This window comes from Psychroflexus longus, assembly GCF_020164595.1.
GTDB lineage: Bacteria > Bacteroidota > Bacteroidia > Flavobacteriales > Flavobacteriaceae > Psychroflexus > Psychroflexus longus.
Map to the genome: position 1 here is coordinate 57,702 of NZ_JAIQZE010000014.1, position 21,013 is coordinate 78,714.

A 21,013-nucleotide genomic window follows, 5' to 3' on the forward strand; every position below is an offset into this window, starting at 1 on the left:
ATTTTATAAGTTGTCCCTAAGCTTTAAGAAATAGTCAAAGGCTTGTAAAAGCCTGGAACCGTACCAGCTAAAGTATTCGCCATCCACAATTTTAATTTTTTCCGCTGGAATTTTGAATTCTAACTTATGTTGATCTTTGAAGGGAAATGGCTCCGAAGACAAGAAAACATAATCGACCGCTACTAGATTCTTAATATCTACCTCAGGATATCTTGGAAGTTCTTTATATACATTTTCAAAATTATTAAGTTCCAACATATAATTGATAAATGTTGAGGCACCAACAACCATCCAAGGATCTCTCCAAATGAAGTAAGCTACTTTGAGTTTAGGTTGCTCTTTACTTTTTCTTCGGAATTTGATAAAGTTAGTTTCAATGCTGTCAACAAGTTGCTTGGAGTTTTCAGGGATCTTAAAGATTTCGTCAATATCTCTTATCAACTGAAGCAGATCTTCGATCTTATTGATATCACTTACATAAACTGAATGGTCTTCTGTTAGTTTCTCAATGACTTCTAACTCGTTCTCTTCTTTATTGGCTAAAATAAGATCTGGCTGTAAACTTTTGATTTTATCAACCTTTACGGTTTTAGTTCCACCTATGATTTCAGCCGTTGATCTTATATCTTCAGGATGAACACAAAATTTGGTCACTCCTACCAGTTTATCTTTCAGTCCTAAATCTACAAGCATTTCAGTAAGACTAGGAACCAAACAGACAATCCGGTTTGGAACAGAAGTTTTGTGAAGTGACCGCTTTAGTTGATCTTTCATTAGCCTTTATAAATGATATCCAATTGCCCTAAAATAAAAAACCCTGAATTAAATTCAAGGTTTTTTGTGGATTTTGAAAAAAACTTACGTTGAAGGTGCCCATGATGCACAAAGCATTCCTGGGGCAGCTTTACTTGGATGAGCGCAAGAATCTGTTTCATGTTTCTTACAATTGGAACAGCTTCTTTCGTTTTTCAACTCTGCCTTCATATTAAATAAGTCACAAGTATATTTTTGAGATACCAAGACTTCGTGTTTACTGCAAAATGTCTTTTCAATTAAGTTGGTGCAGTTGCTACAGTTATTTGCGAATCTAATGGCCATAATGTTTAGTTTTTAAGTTATTATCAAAATTTTCTCTAATGTATATAGGAAATACATTAAAGCTGTTAATTACAACTCAAACTCTTACAATACGTTATTAGACTGATTAAAAATAAAAAGCACCTGTTAATTAAAACAGGTGCTTTTGTAATTGCGATAAAAGTTAGAATTTATTTGACTTGGTCGACTACGGCTTTAAAAGCTTCAGGATTGTTCATAGCTAAGTCCGCAAGAACTTTTCTATTCAATTCAATGTTGTTAGCTTTTACTTTTCCCATAAATTGAGAGTAAGATAAACCGTGCAGTCTTGCAGCAGCATTAATTCTTATGATCCAAAGTGATCTAAAATTTCTCTTCTTGGTTTTGCGGTCTCTATAAGCATATAACATTGCTTTTTCGACTGCATTTTTGGCTACTGTCCAAACATTTTTACGACGTCCGTAGTAACCTTTTGCTTGCTTCATTATTTTTTTACGTCTGGCTCTGGAAGCGACAGAATTTGTTGATCTTGGCATATTTTAAAGTTTTTTGTAGTAGGCAGTTTAATAAACGTTTTGTGAGCCTAACTCCATGGATTAATAATTAACCTTGTTTACTTATTTTAAGCGTAATTGAGTTTTGATGCTATGCTCATCAGCTTTGTCTACTAAACCGCTGTGAGTTAACTTCAATTTTCTCTTTTTTGACTTTTTAGTCAAAATGTGACTTTTGAATGCATGTTTACGTTTTATTTTACCTGTTCCGGTAAGTTTAAAACGCTTTTTAGCACTCGACTTTGTTTTCATCTTAGGCATCTGGAATATATATTAAGGATTATCGCAATTATTTTTTGGAAACTGGAGCAAGAATCATAATCATTCTCTTACCCTCCAGCTTAGGCATTTGCTCTACTTTAGCAAGATCTTCAAGATCCTGAGCAAGTCTTAAGAGCAAGATTTGGCCTTTATCTTTAAAGACTATGGAACGGCCTTTAAAAAACACAAAGGCTTTTAATTTAGCTCCATCTTTAAGGAACTTCTCTGCATTTTTCTTTTTGAATTCGTAATCATGATCGTCTGTATTAGGACCGAAACGAATTTCTTTTACAACGACTTGGGTAGTTTTCTGCTTGAGCTGTTTTTCTCTCTTTTTTTGTTCATACAAGAACTTCTTGTAATCCATAACTTTACAAACAGGAGGGTCTGCTTTTGGAGATATTTCAACTAAATCCAACTCCTGCTCTTCGGCCATGGCCAAAGCTTCTTTGAGCGAATAGATATCTACTTTTACATTTTCACCAACAACTCGAACTTTTGGAGCTCTTATCTTGTCGTTGATTTTATGAGGATTTTCTTTTATCTGCCTCGGTGCCTGTCTTGATTTTTTTCTACGTATTGCTATGGCTAAATATTTTTTTAATTAAACTTCGAATTTATAAATTTCATTTTCTATTTCAGTTTCTAAAATTTTGGCAAAGCTTTCTATTGGCATTTCACCTAAATCATCTCCCCCATGTCTTCTCACAGAAACCGTTTCGTTATCTACTTCAGCTTCGCCTATTATCAACATGTAAGGAATCTTATTCATCTCGGCTTCCCGGATCTTTTTACCCATGGTTTCACCTCGATTATTAATAGTAGCGCGAATTTCGTGTTTTTTAAGTAAACTTAAAACTTTTTTAGAATAATTTTCATATTTCTCACTGATTGATAGGATAGTAGCCTGTTCTGGCATTAGCCATAATGGGAAATTTCCCCCAGTATGCTCTAACAAGATGGCTATAAATCGTTCTAAACTTCCGAAAGGCGCTCTGTGTATCATTACGGGACGGTGCATTTCGTTGTCACTCCCTTTATATTCTAACTCAAATCGCTCTGGCAAATTATAATCTACCTGAATAGTTCCAAGCTGCCACTGTCTTCCTAATGCATCTTTTACCATAAAGTCCAATTTTGGACCATAAAAGGCGGCCTCTCCAGTTTCCACTTTATAATTTAGACCTTTTTCTTCTGCTGCATTTAAAATAGCAGCCTCAGCTTTTGTCCAGTTTTTATCAGATCCTATATACTTTGAAGGATTATCTGGGTCTCTTAAAGAAACCTGAGCTGTAAAGTTTTCAAAACCTAAAGAGTTGAAGACATAGAGCACAAGATCGATTACTTTCTTAAATTCTTCGTCCAATTGCTCGGGCATACAAAAAATATGTGCATCATCTTGTGTAAATCCTCTTACCCGTGTAAGACCATGAAGCTCTCCGCTTTGTTCGTAACGGTAAACCGTCCCAAACTCTGCATAACGCTGTGGTAAATCTCTATAACTCCAAGCCTGTGAGTTGAAAATTTCACAGTGATGAGGACAGTTCATAGGCTTCAAAAGGTATTCTTCACCATCCTGAGGAGTTTTGATAGGTTGAAAGCTATCCTCTCCATATTTCTGATAATGACCTGAGGTCATGTATAATTCTTTCTGACCAATATGTGGAGATATCACTTGTTGGTAGCCAGCATTTTCTTGTGCATCTTTCAGGAACTTTTCAAGTCTGTCTCTCAGAGCTGCACCTTTAGGTAACCACAATGGCAAACCCTGACCAACTTTTTGAGAAAAAGTAAACAGTTTTAATTCTCTACCTAATTTTCTATGATCTCGTTTTTTGGCTTCTTCAAGTAGCTCTAAATATTCTTTAAGTTCTTTTTGCTTAGGAAAAGAAATTCCATAGATCCTCGTTAACTGCGGATTATTTTCATCACCTCTCCAGTAGGCTCCAGCGATATTCATCAACTTGATAGCCTTTACAAAACCGGTATTAGGAATGTGTCCACCTCGACATAAATCTGTAAAATCATCATGATCACAAAACGTGATTTCTCCGTCTTCAAGATTTTCTATCAATTCTACTTTGTAGGGGTTATTTCTGGTTTTGTAATATTCTAGAGCATCAGCTTTTGAAACTTCACGCATTTCAAAATCATGTTTCCCTCTTGCAAGCTCAAGCATCTTGGCTTCAATTTTAGGAAAATCATTTTCAGAGATGGATTGATCTTTAAGATCCACATCGTAATAAAAACCATTATCAATTGAAGGGCCTATCGTCAGGTTGATTCCTGGATATAACTTCAGTAAAGCCTGTGCCAAAATGTGCGAAGATGAATGCCAGAAAGCCTGCTTCCCTTCATCATCATTGAAAGTCAGAAGCACCAAATTACCATCTTGATTGAGTGGCATGGTGGTTTCTACAATTGTATCATTGAATTTTGCAGAAATCACATTTCTAGCTAAGCCTGAGCTTATGCTTAAAGCTACTTGAAGAGGGGTTGTTCCTTCCTCATATTGCTTTACACTCCCATCTGGTAAGGTAATATTGATCATTAGTTTTAATTTTGAACAAAGATACTATGTTAATATTTCTTTGCAACATGAAATCTTGTTTGTTTGATCTCACATTGATACTCGAACAATTAGTTTTAAAAGAAAAAAGCCACTTATCAAAAGTGGCTTAAATCCAAAATATTTAAATAATTTTATTTGATCATTTTAAAGCTTCTTTCGACGAAATTTGTTAATTCTTCACCCTTTAAAAGGTTCTGAGATAGCAATGCCAAGTCTAAAGATTGCTTGATTAAGCCTTCTTTTTTAGAACCCTCTTTAGCTTTCAGGATTTTTGAAATCAGTGGATTATTGGTATTAACGACCAAATTATACATTTCTGGCATATTACCCATTCCAAACATTCCGCCGCCACCTGTTTGCTGCATCTCCTTCATACGACGCATGAACTCTGGCTGTGTAATCATAACTGGGGCAGAATCAGAGTCTAAAGCTTCAAGCTGGACTGTATATTTTTCTTTAGGCACTACAGTTTCAAAACTTGCTTTTACATTTTCTTTTTCTTCATCTGAAAGCTTAGAAACTTGTTCTGTTTCCTTTTTTATCAAGTTATCAACGTGATCACTATCTACTCTTACAAAAGAAACTTTTTGCTCATTTTCTTGTTCGAGTTTTTGAATCAAGTGAGAAACTATAGGAGAATTTAAGAGCAATACTTTATATCCCTTAGCTTCTGCCCTTTTGATGTAACTGTGTTGTTCATCTTTATTTGAAGCATAAAGTACTACTAGCTTTCCTTCTTTATCTGTTTGTAATTCAGTGATGTTATTTTTTAACTCATCAAAAGTGTAATATTCATCTGAAGTCGTTGGATACAAGGCAAATTTTTGAGCTTTTTCAAAAAATTTGTCTTCAGACAACATTCCGTATTCGATCACAACTTTGATATCATTCCATTTCTTCTCGAAATCTTCTCTGTTGTTGGTGAATAACGAATTCAACTTGTCTGCTACTTTCCTAGTTATGTAACTAGATATTTTCTTCACTGCACCATCTGCTTGCAAGTAGGATCTAGAAACATTCAAAGGAATGTCTGGAGAATCGATAACACCTTTCAGCATGGTTAAAAATTCCGGAACAATGCCTTCCACATTATCTGTTACAAAAACCTGATTCTGATAAAGCTGAATTTTATCCTTCTGTATAGACAAGTCATTTGTCAATTTAGGGAAATAAAGTATTCCTGTAAGATTAAATGGATAATCTACATTTAAGTGAATATGGAATAAAGGCTCTTCAAATTGAGTAGGATATAATTCTCTGTAAAAAGAGTTGTAGTCATCTTCTTCAAGTTCGGCAGGCTGTTTAGTCCATGCAGGATCTGGATTATTAATGATATTGTCAACCGTTACCTTTTTGGGTTCTTCGTCTTCTTTGGCATCTTCAGCCTTTGGAAGTTCCTTTTCCTTAGTTCCAAACTTGATAGGGATAGGCATAAACTTATTATACTTTATTAAAAGCTCGTTTATCCTATACTCTTCAAGAAATTCCTTTTCATCATCATTGATGTGAAGAATAATTTCAGTTCCACGATCTGTTTTATCAGATTCTTCTAAGGTAAACTGAGTAGTCCCTTCACAAGTCCAATGCGCTGCTGGTTCATCTTTCCAGGATTTAGTTTTTATCTCAACTTTGTTGGCAACCATAAAAGCTGAGTAAAAACCAAGTCCAAAGTGACCAATGATGCCCGTCTCCTTAGCATCTGAATCTTTATATTTTTCCAAAAATTCTTCAGCACCAGAGAAAGCAACTTCGTTAATGTATTTTTCAACTTCGCCCTTTGTCATACCAACACCTTCATCTATAATGTGAAGAGTCTGGTTGTCTTTATCAATTTTTATTTCAATTTTAGGTTTACCTATATCGATTTTCGCTTCACCTATTCTTACCAAATGATTCATTTTAAGCGTTGCATCCGTTGCATTGGATATCAATTCTCTTAAAAATATTTCGTGATCGCTGTAAAGAAATTTTTTGATAAGTGGAAAGATGTTTTCCACTGAAACATTAATATTACCTGTAGCCATAATTAAAATTTATTTACAACACTTATATCAAAGGAAATACCGTGTATCAGATTCTGACAAACTGACAGAGCACAGCACATTTAACAAAAGATTTCGTTTAAAGTTGAAGTTTGAAGATTAAACAATAATTATATTTGTATATAAAATTTTTACTATGGCAACTAAACCTAAAACCGAAAAAAAATTATCCAAAATAGATATCATAACCTTTTACATGGATCACGTTTTGTTACATGAACATGTACCTAAATCGGTTTATAAATTTGCTAAAGATCATAAATTTGAAGAGAAGAATTTTTATAAATATTTCGGAAATTTTGACGCTTTAAGAGAAGGAATTTGGGAAACCTTTTTTCAGAATGCGCACTCATTAATGTCGAATAATGAAGAGGTTGCAAATTATGGTAGCAGAGAAAAAATGCTCACTTTCTTTTACACTTTTTTTGAAATTCTTTCTGCCAACAGAAGTTATGTTCTTTATGTATTGAATGAACATGGCGACCAGATGAAAAATATGAAGCAGCTCAAAGGGCTTCGTAAACATATTAAATCTTTTGCAAAAGACTTGATTGAAGATGATAATGATGAAAAAGCGTATTCATTTTTGAAGCGAAATGAAAATATCTATTCTGAAGGTGCCTGGATACAGTTTTTGTTTTTACTTAAATTCTGGAAAGATGACTCATCACCAGATTTTGAAAAAACAGATGTAGCCATTGAAAAATCAGTCAATACCATTTTTGATGTTTTTGACAACACACCCCTAGAGAAAGTTTTCGATTTTGGAAAATTTCTTTACAAAGAAACAATGAAATAATACATGAAGACAATTGATAAAATTCCAACTGGAAAATTTAGTAGAACCTCAAAATTAATTGGAACAGGAACTAAAGTTGGTGCTAACTATTTAAAATACTATTCAAAAAAAGCTTTTAATCCTGAGTTAACCAGAGATAGCTTAGATGAAGATAACGCATCTGATATTTATGATGGGCTTAAAAACCTAAAGGGAAGTGCCCTAAAGGTTGCGCAGATGCTTTCCATGGAGAAAAGCTTATTACCAAACGCTTATGTTGAAAAATTTAGTTTGGCTCAATTTAGTGTTCCACCATTATCGGCTCCATTGGTGAGAAAAACCTTTAAAAAATATAACGGAAAATATCCTGAGGAGATTTTTGACAAATTCACATCAGAATCTGTAAACGCTGCAAGTATAGGTCAAGTCCACAGAGCAGAAAAAGACGGAAATAAATACGCTATCAAAATTCAGTATCCCGGTGTTGCGGATAGCATAAGTTCGGATCTAGCAATGGTCAAACCAGTTGCAACTAGAATGTTTAATCTGAAGGGAAAAGATTCTGAAAAATACTTCAAAGAAATTGAAGATAAACTGGTAGAAGAAACAGATTACATACTTGAGGTTGAGCAAAGCAAGCGCATTTCTGAAGCGTGTGGTATGATTCCAAACTTGAAATTTCCTAAATATTACGAAAATTTTTCCAGCGAGAGAATCATAACGATGGATTGGATGGAAGGGAAACATTTAAGTGAGTTTGTAAAGCAAGATTTTTCTGAAGAAGTAGGAAATGAAATTGGTCAAACTCTTTGGAACTTCTATATGTTCCAATTCCACAAGTTAAAAGAAGTACATGCCGACCCTCATCCAGGTAACTTCTTAATTGATAAGGATTACAACCTTATCGCTATTGATTTTGGTTGTATTAAAAACATTCCGGATCAATTTTATACACCTTATTTCGAATTAGCAGTTCCTAAGAACATAAATGATCCTAATTTTTTTCTAAAGAAATTGAGAGAATTGGAAATCATAAGGCCAGATGACACTGAAAAGGAAATTAAATATTTCTCAGCGCTTTTCCATGAAATGCTTAGCCTGTTTACAAGTCCTTTTCACCAAGAAACTTTTGACTTTGGAAGTGAAGAATTTTGGAATCAAATTTCTGGATTGAGTGAAAAGTATAGTAGTGACAAAGAATTAAGAAAGATGAATGGTAACCGAGGAAGTCAACACTTCCTTTATATCAATAGGACATTCTTCGGGCTTTTTAATCTGCTTCATGATCTAAAAGCTAAAGTTGACATCAACGATTACAAGAAATACATGTAAGATATTCAAGATTATTGGTTAGGTTGGTTGGAAAACGCTCTTTGAAACTTAGTAAAAGAGCGTTTTCTTTTGCTTTAAAGATTACGAAATAAGCGATAATACGTATCTTGCATTGTTAAATAATTAAAAAATATGTATCAATCAAAAATAATAGGTTTAGGAAAATATGTTCCTGATAATATAGTTACTAACGATGATTTGAGTAAACTCATGGATACTTCAAATGAGTGGATCCAGGAAAGAACAGGAATACAGGAAAGAAGACACATCAAAAAAGGAGATGGAAATTCAACAGCTATAATGGGGCTGAAGGCTGCTAAGCAAGCTATTGATAGAGCAGAAATCAATAAAGATGAAATAGATCTTATTGTATTTGCCACGCTTAGTCCAGACTACTATTTCCCTGGGTGTGGAGTTCAAATTCAAGAGAAACTAGGTATCAAAACTTGTCCAGCATTGGATGTCAGAAATCAATGCAGCGGTTTTGTTTACGGGATATCTGTTGCAGATCAATTCATTAAAACAGGAATGTATAAAAATGTTTTAGTCATAGGAAGTGAAAATCACAGTGGAGGTTTAGACATGACCAATCGAAGCAGACATGTCTCTGTCATATTTGGTGATGGTGCCGGAGCTGCAGTTTTAACAAGAAGCGATGATGAATCTGGGATTTTATCCACGCATTTACATTCTCAGGGAGAGTACATAGATGAACTTTCTTTAAGAGGACCCTCAACAGAAAAATGGGTGCCAGAAATTATTGCTGAGAATCCACAAGAAGATATTCCCTACTATCCGAAGATGAATGGACAACTTGTATTCAAAAATGCAGTGGTAAGATTTTCAGAAGTCATTAATGAAGGTTTAGATTTCAATGGATTGAAGAAAGAAAACATCGACATGTTCATTCCCCATCAGGCTAACTTAAGAATCTCTCAATTTATTCAAAAGAAATTAGGCTTAGAGGATACCCAAGTTCATAATAACATTCAAAAGTACGGAAACACCACAGCTGCCTCTATTCCAATTGCACTGACAGAAGCCTGGGAAAAAGGAAAAATCAAAAAAGGCGACTTGGTGGTTCTTGCTGCTTTTGGAAGTGGTTTCACATGGGGAAGTGTTATCATACGCTGGTAGAGATTTATTAAAAACTTTTATTTAGACCAAAAAAAGGTCCTGTGAATACTATTCACAGGACCTTTTTTTTAACTATAAATTGATGCTTACATCTTAAGCTTATCTTTTTGTTCAACGTCTTCAGGCTTTTTATCAGCTAGATCAATACCTTTTTTCTTAACAGAATCAAACATAACTGGTGTAGCAATAAAGACAGAAGAATAAGTACCTACAATTACCCCAATGATAAGGGCAAACATAAATCCTCTTATGCTATCACCTCCGAAGATAAATATAGCTACCAATACAACAAGAGTTGTCAAAGAGGTGTTGATTGTTCTACTTATCGTTGAACTTACAGCCAGGTTGATTAGTTTATCCATTTTCCAGGTTGGATGCTCGTTGAAGAACTCACGAATTCTATCAAACACAACAACCGTATCGTTTAAGGAATAACCAATTACAGTGAGGATCGCTGCTATAAATGCTTGATCAATCTCTAAACTGAATGGTAATACATTATATAATAGAGAGAATAAGCCTAAGACTATTATAACATCATGGATGACTGCGGCTACTGCACCAAGGGAGAATTGCCATCTTCTAAATCTTATAAGAATATATAGGAATACTACTATGAGTGATCCTATAATGGCATAATAAGAAGCAGTTTTAATATCATCTGCGATAGTTGGCCCAACTTTCATTGAAGACATTATCCCGAATTTTTCGTTGGAACTGTTATCGCCAATTTTAAATTCATCTATTGTAATTCCACTAGGCAAATACTCTTTTAAGCCATTGAATAAAATATTTTGAATCTCGTCATCAATGCCTGTTCCTTCTTCTTCAATTTTGAAGTTGGTAGTAATTTTTAATTGACTAGAAGCACCGTATGTTTTTGCCTCAACACTTTGCAGTTCCTGAATTAAATTGGATTCAATTTCTGAAGGATTAACCGGCTGATCAAATCTTACTGTGTAGGTTCTACCACCTACAAAATCAACACCTTGATTAAGACCCTTGGTAACTAATGATCCAACACTTATCAGGATAGCAATTGCTGAAATGATGTAAGCTACTTTTCTTTTCTTCAAGAAATTTATATCAACATTTTGGAACCAATTTTTAGTTAAGCTAGTAGAGAATGGCAAGGATTTTCCTTTTTTACCACCTCCAGCAATGAATAAACGAGTTAAGAATATTGCGCAAAATAAAGAGGTTACAATACCTATAAGTAAAGTGGTTGCAAAACCTTTAATTGGACCCGTCCCAAAGGTTAATAAGATTAAACCGGTAAGACCTGTAGTGATGTTCGCATCAAGAATGGAGGATAATGCATTTCTAAAACCGTCGCTGATGGCTTCGGCTTGTGTTTTACCTTTGGCTATTTCTTCTCTGATTCTTTCGAAAATAAGGACATTCGCATCTACCGACATACCAATGGTAAGCACGATACCTGCAATACCAGGTAATGTAAGTACAGCTCCAAGTCCTGATAAAACCCCGAATATGAATAAAATATTTACTACTAACGCAATGTCAGCATACAAACCAGCTTTACCGTAGTAAAAGATCATATATAATAAAACGAATATTAGAGCGATAGCAAATGAAAGTATACCACTATCAATTGCTTCCTGGCCTAAAGAAGGACCTACGATTTCGCTTTGAACAATATCAGCTGAAGCAGGTAATTTACCAGCTCTTAAAACATTCGCTAAATCTTGTGCTTCTTCAATAGTAAATTGTCCAGTAATTTCACTCCTTCCTCCGGAGATAGCTCCACTAGAAACACCAGGAGCAGAATAAACAATGTTATCCAATACAATAGCGATTTGAGTACCTTGGGCTGAAGCTTTACCGGTCATATCTTCCCAGATTTTGGCTCCACGACCATCCATTTGCATACTCACAGCAACTCTACCTACTTGATCATAAGTTTGCTGAGCATCAGTAACAACTGCCCCACTCAAAGGTGGATCATCGTTACTATTCCCTTTCAATGCGTATAATTCAATGACTTCAGAGTCTTTAGGTGGCTTTCCCCATGCAAATTCCGCATATCTTTTATCTGAAGGTAATTGTGATTTTACCTGAGGCATAGATAAATATGAATTCACCTTAGCAGTATCTTTAATCGCAAAATAAGCAATGACTGGACCTTGTGGCTGACCTGCAGACTGGACTAAACTAAGAAGCGGATTTGATTTTGTAAAATCTTCATCAGTATCATCTTCTGTGGAAAGTAACCTTTCTAAATCATCTTCATCTGTAGTTTCTTGACCTTCTTCTGAAGTTTGCGCTTGGTCTTCTTCAGACTTAGCGTCTTCTGCTTTCATGTTCTCAGCAACGATTGCATCTGCAGTCACTAAAAAGTCAGAAAGCTCATTGGCTTTATACACTTCCCAAAATTCAAGCTGAGCAGTGCTTTGTAGAAGATTTTGAATTCGGCTTATGTCCTTTGCGCCAGGCAATTCAATAAGAATCCTCCCAGATTCACCTAAACGTTGAATGTTTGGTTGCGTTACACCAAACTTGTCGATACGCTCTCTTAAAACTTCAAATGCTGAAGTAACGCTTTCGTCGATTTTTCTATTGATGATTGGCCTAACCTGACTGTTAGTCATATCGAAGCTAATTTCATCTGCAAGTGCTTTAGTTCCAAAGATATCTGGTGAGGCCAGCTTTGCGCCCTCGATGTTATCAAAAGCTTCAAAAAACAATTCTAAATAGCTATCTTGACTGTTTTTCCTGGCTTCTTGAGCATCTCTTAAAGCTTGATTGAAAGCAGGGTCTTTTGAATCATTAGCAAGACCTTTTAAAAGATCCTGAACAGATATTTGAAGTATTACATTAATACCACCCTTCAAATCCAAGCCCTTGTTAAGCTCTTTATCTTTGGAGGTATTGTAAGTAATACCAGCAAAAATCGGCTCATTACCAATAGAGTCAAGGTATTTATCTACGATAACTGCTCGCTTTTCAGTGAAGTTTTCTTCACCTTCAGAAATTTGTCTTTCTGCAAAAGCTTCTGCTTTTTCTTCAACATTGTTAGCTATGAACGTAAATGACAATTGGTAAATACTTACCAAACCAAATAGGATAGCAAATAGCTTTATGAGTCCTTTATTCTGCATTTTTAAATTATTAGTGCTGTTATAAAATCAGGCAAATATAGGTTTTCGATATAGAAATGGCAATTTTTTTATTAAAGATAATTTTAACTTTTGAAAGCCTATTTTACCCCTTAAAAAGGTACTTGTGATTCAAAAAAACAGACCCGACAAATGTCGGGTCTGTTTTTTTTTATAAAAGTTTGAAACTATTCCAAAAGACCATTTGTCTTTCTTACTGCTTCTGCACTTTCTTTTAGTTTTGCTTTTTCTTCATCGTTAAGATCGATGTCTACAATCTTTTCGATTCCATTTTTACCAATGATAACTGGAACTCCAATACATATATCATTAAGTCCGTATTCACCCTCTAAAAGCGAAGAACATGGGAACATTTTTTTCTGATCACAAGCTATGGATTGAACTAAAGAAGAAACCGCAGCTCCTGGTGCATACCAAGCGCTTGTTCCAAGTAATTTCGTTAAAGTTGCACCTCCTACCTTAGTATCTTCAGACACTTGAGAAAGTCTTTCTTCAGAAAGAAATTCTGTCACTCTTACACTATTACGTGTTGCTAAACGAGTTAAAGGTAACATTCCTGTATCACTATGACCACCGATGACCATACCATCCACATCAGATGCTGGACATTCTAAAGCTTCGCTTAGTCTATATTTAAACCTAGCACTATCTAAAGCACCACCCATTCCTATAATTCTGTTTTTAGGCAGATTCAATTCTTTGTGAGCTAGGTATGTCATCGTATCCATTGGGTTACTCACGACGATTATAGTAACGTCTGGTGAATGTTTTACCAATTGTGACGCGACATCTTTTACGATACCAGCGTTGATTCCGATAAGTTCTTCTCTTGTCATTCCTGGTTTCCTAGGAATACCAGAGGTAATTACTGCAACTTGAGAATCTTTAGTCTTGGAATAGTCTCCTGTTGTTCCTGTAATTGTTGTATCAAAACCGTTAAGTGTTGCTGTTTGCATCAAGTCCATCGCCTTTCCTTCTGCATAACCTTCTTTAATATCTAAAAGAACGACTTCTGAAGCAAAATCTTTAATTGCTATATACTCTGCACAACTAGCACCTACGGCACCAGCACCTACTACTGTAATTTTCATCTTAAATTTATTTTATAATTAATATTTAAATTCCAAAATTGATTCCAACATTCAATGTATTGAATTCCTGAAAACTATAATCTATATTCAACCTAAAAAAGGCCAATGTGAGCTTGGTTCCTAAGGTGGCTCTTAAACCATTTACTGAAGAATCCAATCGGATTGGATCTGTAATTGTTTGACCTTCAACTTCCGCGACTCCCGTTTCAATCGTATATTCTCCCCTCAATCGAGTGTCTGCAGATCCTGTGACAGCTCCCAAACTTCCATAAAAATTGATAACCGGAAGTTTTGTAGACACCAGCACGGCGTAATGCCAGGAATTAATATCTGTAGTTATGCTTTGATTGGTGGCTGATATCAAACTAGATTGTTCTGAAAATCTATACTCTCCCTCAAATTTATTGTAACCTACAAAGCCAGAAATTGCGATTGGTAAAACTTTAAAACCTGGTATCCAGTCTGTAAATTCATGTTGAAATCCAGCCCCATAGAATTGTGAAGTCACATCTTTGTTTTCAATTTCAGGAAGGAATCTCAATTTCAGTTCGGTACTGAAAGGCAGGCCTACACTTCCTTGCAAAATAATATTGGGCAAATATTCTACATTTTCTGAAGCCAAACCTTGTGGCAATGTGATTGAGCCCAATTCCTGGCCTCCCTCTACAATATTCATGGTCACCTCTGGTGAATTCTGTCCAAAAACAGTCCCTACTTGTTGAGTTGAAGGACCAGATTCAAACCTCAGGAAGTTATAATCATTTTCGTTTATAGCAAAAGAAGTATTCTTATTACCAATCTGTGAAACACCACCAATGATAGAAATTTCAAATCCGCCAAGATTTTTAACTTTGGCTGTATTATACCATCCATTAGCCAAACCAAAGATGATGGCATCGGATCCAGGCCTGGTGTATGCGTTTGCAAATCTATTCGCATCTTCGAAGCCTGATGAAAGAAGGTTTCTGATTCCATTTTGTGAATAAGATTCCACAGACAAAACCGATAAAAGAATCAAACAAATAAGCTTTAAGCTTTTCATCCCTTTGTATTAAGCATCAATATTTGCGTAAACAGCATTTTGTTCGATAAATTCTCTTCGTGGTGGCACTTCATCTCCCATCAACATAGAGAAAATTCTATCTGCTTCTGCCATATCATCAATAGTGACTCGTCTCAAGATTCTATTTTCAGGATTCATAGTGGTATCCCAAAGTTGCTCAGCATTCATTTCACCAAGACCTTTGTAACGCTGAACGCTTACTCCTCCTTTATATTCGTTTGCAATTTCATTTCTTTCTTTCTCAGACCAGGCATAGCGTTTTTTACTTCCTTTCTTAATCAAATACAGGGGAGGTGTCGCGATGTAAATATGACTCGCTTCAATTAACTCTTTCATGTATCTGAAAAAGAATGTAAGGATAAGTGTAGCAATGTGACTACCATCGACGTCAGCATCACACATGATGATGACTTTATGGTATCGTAATTTTGAGAGGTTTAGGGCTTTGGTATCTTCTTCGGTTCCAATCGTTACACCAAGTGCAGTATATATGTTTTTGATCTCTTCATTTTCAAACACTCTGTGTTGCATTGCTTTTTCAACATTCAGAATTTTACCTCTTAAAGGCAAAATGGCCTGAAAATTACGATCTCTACCTTGCTTGGCAGTTCCGCCCGCAGAATCTCCCTCAACAAGGAAAACTTCACATGCATTTGGATCTGTTTCAGAGCAATCAGAAAGTTTTCCTGGCAAACCTCCACCACTCATCACAGTTTTACGCTGAACCATCTCACGCGCTTTTTTAGCGGCATGTCTGGCTTGAGCAGCTAAAATTACTTTTTGAACTATGGTTTTAGCATCATTAGGATTTTCTTCCAAGTAAATTTCAAGCATCTCTGTAACTGCTTGAGATACTGCTGAAGTTACTTCGCGGTTACCTAATTTGGTTTTGGTTTGTCCTTCAAATTGTGGATCAGCTACTTTTACAGAAACAATAGCTGTAAGTCCTTCTCTAAAGTCATCTCCGGTAATTTCAAATTTCAATTTGTCAAGCATTCCAGAGTTATCGGCATATTTTTTTAAAGTAGCCGTTAAACCTCTTCGGAAACCAGACAAATGGGTACCACCTTCGTGTGTATTAATATTATTAACGTAAGAATGCAGATTCTCACCGTAAGAGTCATTGTAAATCATAGCAACTTCTACCGGGATGTCATTCTTTTCTCCCTCCATAGCTATAACATCCGTGATAATTGGATCACGATTAGCGTCTATAAAACGAATAAACTCTTTTAATCCTTCTTCAGAGTAGAAGGCATCAGAACGGTACTCTCCATTCTCGTTCTTTTGACGTTTGTCAATCAAAGAAATTTTAATACCCTTATTTAGAAAGGCCAACTCCCTTAAACGCTTGGCTAAGGTTTCATATTTGAACTCGACTGATTCTTTAAAAATCTCATAATCGGGCTTAAAAGTGATTTCAGTTCCTTTCATCTCTGTATCACCTGTAGATTTTACAGGATAATCCACTTTTCCACGGGTGTATTCTTGTTCCCAGATTCTACCATCCTTAAAAACTCGTGCGTGAAGTTTTACGGAAAGTGCATTCACTACAGAAACTCCTACACCGTGAAGACCTCCAGATACTTTATAAGAATCTTTATCGAACTTACCACCAGCACCAATTTTGGTCATGACTACTTCCAGTGCCGAAACACCTTCCTTCTTGTGCATGTCGATAGGAATTCCACGACCGTTATCCATAGTCGTTACAGATCCATCTTCATTTATGATCAAGTCAATCTTATCACAATAGCCACCCATAGCCTCATCTATAGAGTTGTCTACCACCTCATAAACCAAGTGGTGAAGACCTCGCTCTCCTACATCTCCTATATACATGGATGGACGCAATCTTACGTGCTCCATACCCTCTAAAGCCTGAATACTATCAGCCGAATAATTGTGTTTTTTGACTTCTTCGCTCATAATTTATTATTAGATTAACAACAAACAAATATAGTAAATCGGATGTGTTTTTTGAAGTTTTTAACGCTATTAAATCGATTATGTTGGAGCTAAAATCCTGAACGGTGTTTTTTCTTAGAAATTGTAAAATCAGCCTGAAAAGCTATTTCTGTAACACTATAAATATTACTTTAACAAGAATTAAACTCATAAAGAGGAAACTTAGATTTAAACTTGTTTAAAATTTTAGACTTATGAAATTATTTAACGTGTTTCTTATTTTAAGCTTAGTTACACTTACTACGACAGCTCAAGAATTTAAGGATCTGGACAAAAGTCCAATGGATGCAGTGATCACCAGAAATCAGGACAATTCTCCACTGGCAAGAATTATTTATAGCAGGCCTAAAAAGAACAACCGCGAAATTTTTGGTCAATTAGTTCCATTCAATAAAGTTTGGAGGACTGGAGCCAACGAGGCTACCGAAATTACATTTTATGAAGATGTCCTCTTTAACGGTGTTGAGGTTGAACCAGGCACCTATTCATTATACACCATACCAGAAAAAGACAAATGGACTATAATTGTGAACGAACAAATTAATGTTTGGGGAGCGTATAGTTATGATGAATCTTTAGATCTTTTGAGAACTAGTGTACCTACACGAAATACTGCTGCACCGGTAGAAGATTTTTCAATCACCTTCAAACCTGCTGCAAATGGCTCTGACCTTCTAATGGGATGGGATGACACTTTTGTAGAAATCCCTATCCGGAAAGCTGAATAATAATTCAGATTAATTCCAAAAAAATCCCAGTCTTTTGATCAAAAGATTGGGATTTTTTGTTCTCATTTGCTTTAAAAATTTTCTAAATCTAATTCAGGTGATTTTTTACTGAATTTGTTCTTAGAAACTTTAAATCTTTCTAGATAAAGACTGGATCATCAAGTTAACTCATGGCCTCAAGCAATGTATCTAAAAGCATTAAAAAAACAGAATCAAATTCAGAATAAATTCAACATTGAAAAAACTTATTTCATAGACTCCAAAATCTCTTTAACGTCTTTTTCGGTAGTATCTGGATTGATAAAACAAAATCTTGCACAGGTGATTTCTCCTTCCTGTGAATTCCATTTGGTGGGAGTGACTAAGGCAAATCCGCTATCGTGGTTGGTGTAAGTCCATTCCTTATAATCTTCTGCAGTCCATCCAATTCTCGAAAATAACACGCAGGAAAGTCCTGGCTCACGAATTAGCTCTACATGTGGTAATTGTTCGATTTGCTTAGCCGCATTATTTGCCAATTCCAAACCTCTTTCGATAGCTGTGGTGTAACGATCTGTCCCGTGCATAGCAAGAGAATACCATAATGGAAGACCCCGAAGCCTTCTGGTTAATTGAATTTGATAATCTGATGGATTAAACCCCTGGGCACCTTCGTCTTTAAAAATATCCAGGTAAGCACCTTTTTGGGAATGAGCATTTTTGGCCAACTCCATATTTTTGTAAATAATGGCTCCACAATCGTAGGGAGAAAACATCCATTTGTGTGGATCAATAGTTACACTATCTGCTCTTTCAATACCATTGAAAAGATGTCTTACAGAAGGTGCGGCCAAGGCTGCTCCACCGTAAGCAGCATCTATATGAAACCAAAGCTGTTCTTTTTCCGTCACCTCTGCCACTCCGTCTAAATCATCGATGATTCCAGCATTTGTAGTTCCACCAGTTGCTACAACCGCAAACAAGCGTTTTCTATCGAAATCTGATAAACTTTTGATTTCTTTCTCCAGGCATTCTTTAGTGAGTTTATGCTCATCATTGTCATCTACAGTTATAATATCCGCATCGATAACCTGAGCCATAGCTTTTACAGAGGAATGCGCACCGCTTGAAGTAATTATAAGTCCTTTCAGCTTTTTGTTGTCATCGTTGATGGATCTCCAGTATTCTCTTGCAGTAACTATTGCTGATAGATTGGCTGCTGTTCCACCGCTAGTGAAAACTCCAAAAGTTCCTTCTGGCATTCCTGTGAGAGAAACCAACCATTCCATAGCTCTGTTTTCGCAGAAAATTCCGCCACCACCAGTCATCCAGTATGCGCCGTGAATACTAGCCGCAGAAGTGACAAGATCAAACAAAACCGCTGCCCGTGTTGGTGCAGCAGGTACAAATGCGAGATGTCTGGGATGATCGACCGGGACAGACGCTTTCACCAAAATGTCTCTGAATAATTGAAAAGCTTTCTCTCCTCCTATCCCTTCTTTAGTCACCGTATCTCCGACAAGTTCCAATAATTCATGCTCCTGTTTTGGTTTTCCTAATTCGGGTGATGTATTTGATATTCTATTGATCGCATATTTCATGATATCGAGTGTCATCTCGACAGTCTCCATATCAACAGCGTGCATGCTCTTCATAGTTTATGATTTTGTGTTATAAATAGTTAGTTCCAGACAGAGAAATTCGAATTGGAAAGGATTTAGTTCTTCCATTAATTTTGGAATAAGTTCATCTCCGTAATCCAAATAAATTTCACTGAAATTGAAAGTTCTCTCTTGTAAGGATTGGTTAGGAAACAACATGCGTTGTAATTCCAAAACGCGTTCGTTTTCATCTTTTAGCTTTCGCTTTTGAGCTTTTAGCAGTCGTTTTTCAAGATGATCCAAACCGTTTTTTTGCTTTTTCTCTTGCGCAGCCACTGCTCCGTAAAACGATTGATCTGTTTTTTCAGCTAGCTCATATAAATCCGTAAACTGCTTTTCTAAAATCTCTTTTTGACTTTGAAAATCGATATCAATTGAAGAATTTTTCTTGGTTTGCTTAGCTTCTAAAGCATCAGGAGTCAAGAATAGATCTTTGATTTCAGTGTCCAATTTTTTAAGCTTTTTTGCTGTTTTATCAGAATATAATAAAACTGAATTTCTTAACATCAGTATTGGGAAAGTGACGGATTCTGCTTCGTATAAAGATTTTAGCTCCAGCCAATATGCCAATTCTCCGCCACCTCCGATGTAGGCCAAGTTTGGAAGAATCACTTCCTGATAAAGCGGTCTCATGACAACATTTGGCGAAAATCGCTCAGGGTGTTCATCAACAAAATCTAAAATTTCTTGTTCTGAAAAGCTTAATTCTGAATCGATAACTAGATACCTATCATCCTGTTTTACGATTCTTTCCCTTATGCTTTCATGCATATAGAATAAGTTGATTTCTCTGGGATTGACCTGAATATTGTAGCCAAGATCGGCTAGTTTATCAGCTTGTTTTTCGGTTTGACGAAAGGCAGTATGGTATTGCAAATCATTTTTGATATGCTTAGTAAACATGGTTTTCAATATAGCATCGTCGGCATCTAGAACGACAAGGCCATACTCTCCAAAAAGCTCATTGGCCAAAAACTGAGTGGCGCTGGCTAAAGTCTCATGTTCAAGGTATGCCACTTTGAAAAGCCCCTTGAGATACTCAGCATTGTCACTTTTTCCGAATTCTTTTTCAATGGTTTTGGATAACTCCTCCAATCCATAAGTTGACAAGTGACCTACTGCTCCTTCTGCATCCTTTTTCCATTCTAATTTATTTTGCTTGAAATTGAAAAAATTGATTTCATCAAAATCATGATCTTCTGAAGCCATCCAGTAAATGGGAACAAAATTGTCGTCAGGATATTTTTCCTTGAGTTGCTTAGCCAAATTGATGGTTGAAACAATCTTATACAGGAAATAAAGTGGTCCAGTGAATAAATTCAGTTGATGACCAGTCGTAACTGTATAAGTAGAATTCTCTATAAGTAAATCAATATGTTGCTGTGTTTCTTCTGAAGTTGATAACGACTTGTATTGATTTGTCAACACTTCAACTAAACCCTTTCGATTATCTTGATCATAAGATTTGCTCTTCTCTTCTATTTGTGCTTTAAAATTATCAATAGAAGGAAATCTATTGTAAAATGGCTTTAAATTTTTCTTTTCTTCGATGTAATCTGAAATCAAATCAGTAAAAAAACCTGTGGATCGAAAAGGTAAACAGTCAGCCATGTTTTAAGAATTTAGAATACTC

Annotated in this window: 17 protein-coding genes; 4 read left to right on the plus strand and 13 right to left on the minus strand. The window is 35.7% G+C overall.

Translation table 11 applies throughout. The annotated features are described in order from the left end of the window. Nucleotides 1–3: 3 nt before the first annotated feature. The 7 genes from LB452_RS11910 to htpG all read right to left on the minus strand — a co-directional run bounded on the left by LB452_RS11910 (nt 4) and on the right by htpG (nt 6,488). Nucleotides 4–774, minus strand: a complete 771-nt coding sequence (locus tag LB452_RS11910; RefSeq protein WP_224461965.1) for a helical backbone metal receptor — start codon at nt 772–774, stop codon at nt 4–6. Between the two features lie 84 nt (nt 775–858). Continuing rightward, nucleotides 859–1,098, minus strand: a complete 240-nt coding sequence (locus LB452_RS11915) for a hypothetical protein (RefSeq protein ID WP_224461966.1) — start codon at nt 1,096–1,098, stop codon at nt 859–861. Between the two features lie 170 nt (nt 1,099–1,268). Continuing rightward, nucleotides 1,269–1,613: a 50S ribosomal protein L20 gene (rplT, locus tag LB452_RS11920; RefSeq protein WP_224454762.1), complete on the minus strand. Its 345-nt coding sequence runs from the start codon at nt 1,611–1,613 to the stop codon at nt 1,269–1,271. Between the two features lie 81 nt (nt 1,614–1,694). Continuing rightward, entirely contained in the window at nt 1,695–1,892 is a 198-nt protein-coding gene (gene rpmI, locus LB452_RS11925; RefSeq protein ID WP_093367423.1) for a 50S ribosomal protein L35, read from the minus strand. A 28-nt stretch (nt 1,893–1,920) separates the two neighbouring features. After that, entirely contained in the window at nt 1,921–2,436 is a 516-nt protein-coding gene (gene infC, locus LB452_RS11930; RefSeq protein ID WP_323670377.1) for a translation initiation factor IF-3, read from the minus strand. Between the two features lie 60 nt (nt 2,437–2,496). Continuing rightward, on the minus strand, nt 2,497–4,443 hold the full coding sequence (thrS, locus tag LB452_RS11935; protein ID WP_224461967.1) for a threonine--tRNA ligase: 1,947 nt from the start codon (nt 4,441–4,443) through the stop codon (nt 2,497–2,499). 152 nt (nt 4,444–4,595) lie between these two features. Then, nucleotides 4,596–6,488: a molecular chaperone HtpG gene (gene htpG / locus LB452_RS11940; protein WP_224461968.1), complete on the minus strand. Its 1,893-nt coding sequence runs from the start codon at nt 6,486–6,488 to the stop codon at nt 4,596–4,598. 154 nt (nt 6,489–6,642) lie between these two features. On the opposite strand from htpG, the gene LB452_RS11945 reads away from it, so the two are divergent. The 3 genes from LB452_RS11945 (at nt 6,643) to LB452_RS11955 (ending at nt 9,753) form a co-directional block, all read left to right on the plus strand. Next, nucleotides 6,643–7,305 carry a TetR family transcriptional regulator C-terminal domain-containing protein gene (locus tag LB452_RS11945; protein ID WP_224461969.1) on the plus strand — a complete coding sequence of 221 codons (663 nt, stop codon included), beginning with the start codon at nt 6,643–6,645 and terminating at the stop codon, nt 7,303–7,305. Between the two features lie 3 nt (nt 7,306–7,308). Then, on the plus strand, nt 7,309–8,616 hold the full coding sequence (locus tag LB452_RS11950; RefSeq protein ID WP_224461970.1) for an ABC1 kinase family protein: 1,308 nt from the start codon (nt 7,309–7,311) through the stop codon (nt 8,614–8,616). 132 nt (nt 8,617–8,748) lie between these two features. Then, a complete protein-coding gene (locus tag LB452_RS11955) occupies nt 8,749–9,753 on the plus strand; it encodes a 3-oxoacyl-ACP synthase III family protein (protein ID WP_224461971.1) in 1,005 nt (334 codons plus the stop codon). Between the two features lie 86 nt (nt 9,754–9,839). Here LB452_RS11955 and secDF read toward each other — a convergent pair whose 3' ends face one another. From secDF to gyrB, 4 genes are all read right to left on the minus strand, one after another. Then, nucleotides 9,840–12,872, minus strand: coding sequence for a protein translocase subunit SecDF (gene secDF, locus LB452_RS11960; RefSeq protein WP_224461972.1), 3,033 nt, complete (start codon nt 12,870–12,872; stop codon nt 9,840–9,842). 185 nt (nt 12,873–13,057) lie between these two features. Then, nucleotides 13,058–13,981 carry a malate dehydrogenase gene (locus LB452_RS11965; RefSeq protein WP_224461973.1) on the minus strand — a complete coding sequence of 308 codons (924 nt, stop codon included), beginning with the start codon at nt 13,979–13,981 and terminating at the stop codon, nt 13,058–13,060. A gap of 25 nt (nt 13,982–14,006) precedes the next feature. Continuing rightward, a complete protein-coding gene (locus LB452_RS11970) occupies nt 14,007–15,023 on the minus strand; it encodes a DUF6588 family protein (protein WP_224461974.1) in 1,017 nt (338 codons plus the stop codon). Nucleotides 15,024–15,032: 9 nt separating this feature from the next. Continuing rightward, nucleotides 15,033–16,973 carry a DNA topoisomerase (ATP-hydrolyzing) subunit B gene (gene gyrB, locus LB452_RS11975; protein WP_224461975.1) on the minus strand — a complete coding sequence of 647 codons (1,941 nt, stop codon included), beginning with the start codon at nt 16,971–16,973 and terminating at the stop codon, nt 15,033–15,035. Between the two features lie 233 nt (nt 16,974–17,206). Between gyrB and LB452_RS11980 the strand changes: the two genes are divergently transcribed. Continuing rightward, nucleotides 17,207–17,740: a DUF2911 domain-containing protein gene (locus tag LB452_RS11980; RefSeq protein ID WP_224461976.1), complete on the plus strand. Its 534-nt coding sequence runs from the start codon at nt 17,207–17,209 to the stop codon at nt 17,738–17,740. A gap of 245 nt (nt 17,741–17,985) precedes the next feature. Here LB452_RS11980 and LB452_RS11985 read toward each other — a convergent pair whose 3' ends face one another. Further along, nucleotides 17,986–19,374: a pyridoxal phosphate-dependent decarboxylase family protein gene (locus LB452_RS11985; RefSeq protein ID WP_224461977.1), complete on the minus strand. Its 1,389-nt coding sequence runs from the start codon at nt 19,372–19,374 to the stop codon at nt 17,986–17,988. 3 nt (nt 19,375–19,377) lie between these two features. Further along, nucleotides 19,378–20,991, minus strand: a complete 1,614-nt coding sequence (bshC, locus tag LB452_RS11990; protein WP_224461978.1) for a bacillithiol biosynthesis cysteine-adding enzyme BshC — start codon at nt 20,989–20,991, stop codon at nt 19,378–19,380. Nucleotides 20,992–21,013 lie beyond the last annotated feature (22 nt).

Excerpts from the sequence above, each read along its gene's own strand:
- LB452_RS11910 (WP_224461965.1), bottom strand. The coding sequence starts at position 774 with ATGAAAGATCAACTAAAGCGGTCACTTCACAAAACTTCTGTTCCAAAC.
- LB452_RS11915 (WP_224461966.1), bottom strand. The coding sequence starts at position 1,098 with ATGGCCATTAGATTCGCAAATAACTGTAGCAACTGCACCAACTTAATT.
- rplT (WP_224454762.1), bottom strand. The coding sequence starts at position 1,613 with ATGCCAAGATCAACAAATTCTGTCGCTTCCAGAGCCAGACGTAAAAAA.
- rpmI (WP_093367423.1), bottom strand. The coding sequence starts at position 1,892 with ATGCCTAAGATGAAAACAAAGTCGAGTGCTAAAAAGCGTTTTAAACTT.
- thrS (WP_224461967.1), bottom strand. The coding sequence starts at position 4,443 with ATGATCAATATTACCTTACCAGATGGGAGTGTAAAGCAATATGAGGAA.
- htpG (WP_224461968.1), bottom strand. The coding sequence starts at position 6,488 with ATGGCTACAGGTAATATTAATGTTTCAGTGGAAAACATCTTTCCACTT.
- LB452_RS11945 (WP_224461969.1), top strand. The coding sequence starts at position 6,643 with ATGGCAACTAAACCTAAAACCGAAAAAAAATTATCCAAAATAGATATC.
- LB452_RS11950 (WP_224461970.1), top strand. The coding sequence starts at position 7,309 with ATGAAGACAATTGATAAAATTCCAACTGGAAAATTTAGTAGAACCTCA.
- LB452_RS11955 (WP_224461971.1), top strand. The coding sequence starts at position 8,749 with ATGTATCAATCAAAAATAATAGGTTTAGGAAAATATGTTCCTGATAAT.
- secDF (WP_224461972.1), bottom strand. The coding sequence starts at position 12,872 with ATGCAGAATAAAGGACTCATAAAGCTATTTGCTATCCTATTTGGTTTG.
- LB452_RS11965 (WP_224461973.1), bottom strand. The coding sequence starts at position 13,981 with ATGAAAATTACAGTAGTAGGTGCTGGTGCCGTAGGTGCTAGTTGTGCA.
- LB452_RS11970 (WP_224461974.1), bottom strand. The coding sequence starts at position 15,023 with ATGAAAAGCTTAAAGCTTATTTGTTTGATTCTTTTATCGGTTTTGTCT.
- gyrB (WP_224461975.1), bottom strand. The coding sequence starts at position 16,973 with ATGAGCGAAGAAGTCAAAAAACACAATTATTCGGCTGATAGTATTCAG.
- LB452_RS11980 (WP_224461976.1), top strand. The coding sequence starts at position 17,207 with ATGAAATTATTTAACGTGTTTCTTATTTTAAGCTTAGTTACACTTACT.
- LB452_RS11985 (WP_224461977.1), bottom strand. The coding sequence starts at position 19,374 with ATGAAGAGCATGCACGCTGTTGATATGGAGACTGTCGAGATGACACTC.
- bshC (WP_224461978.1), bottom strand. The coding sequence starts at position 20,991 with ATGGCTGACTGTTTACCTTTTCGATCCACAGGTTTTTTTACTGATTTG.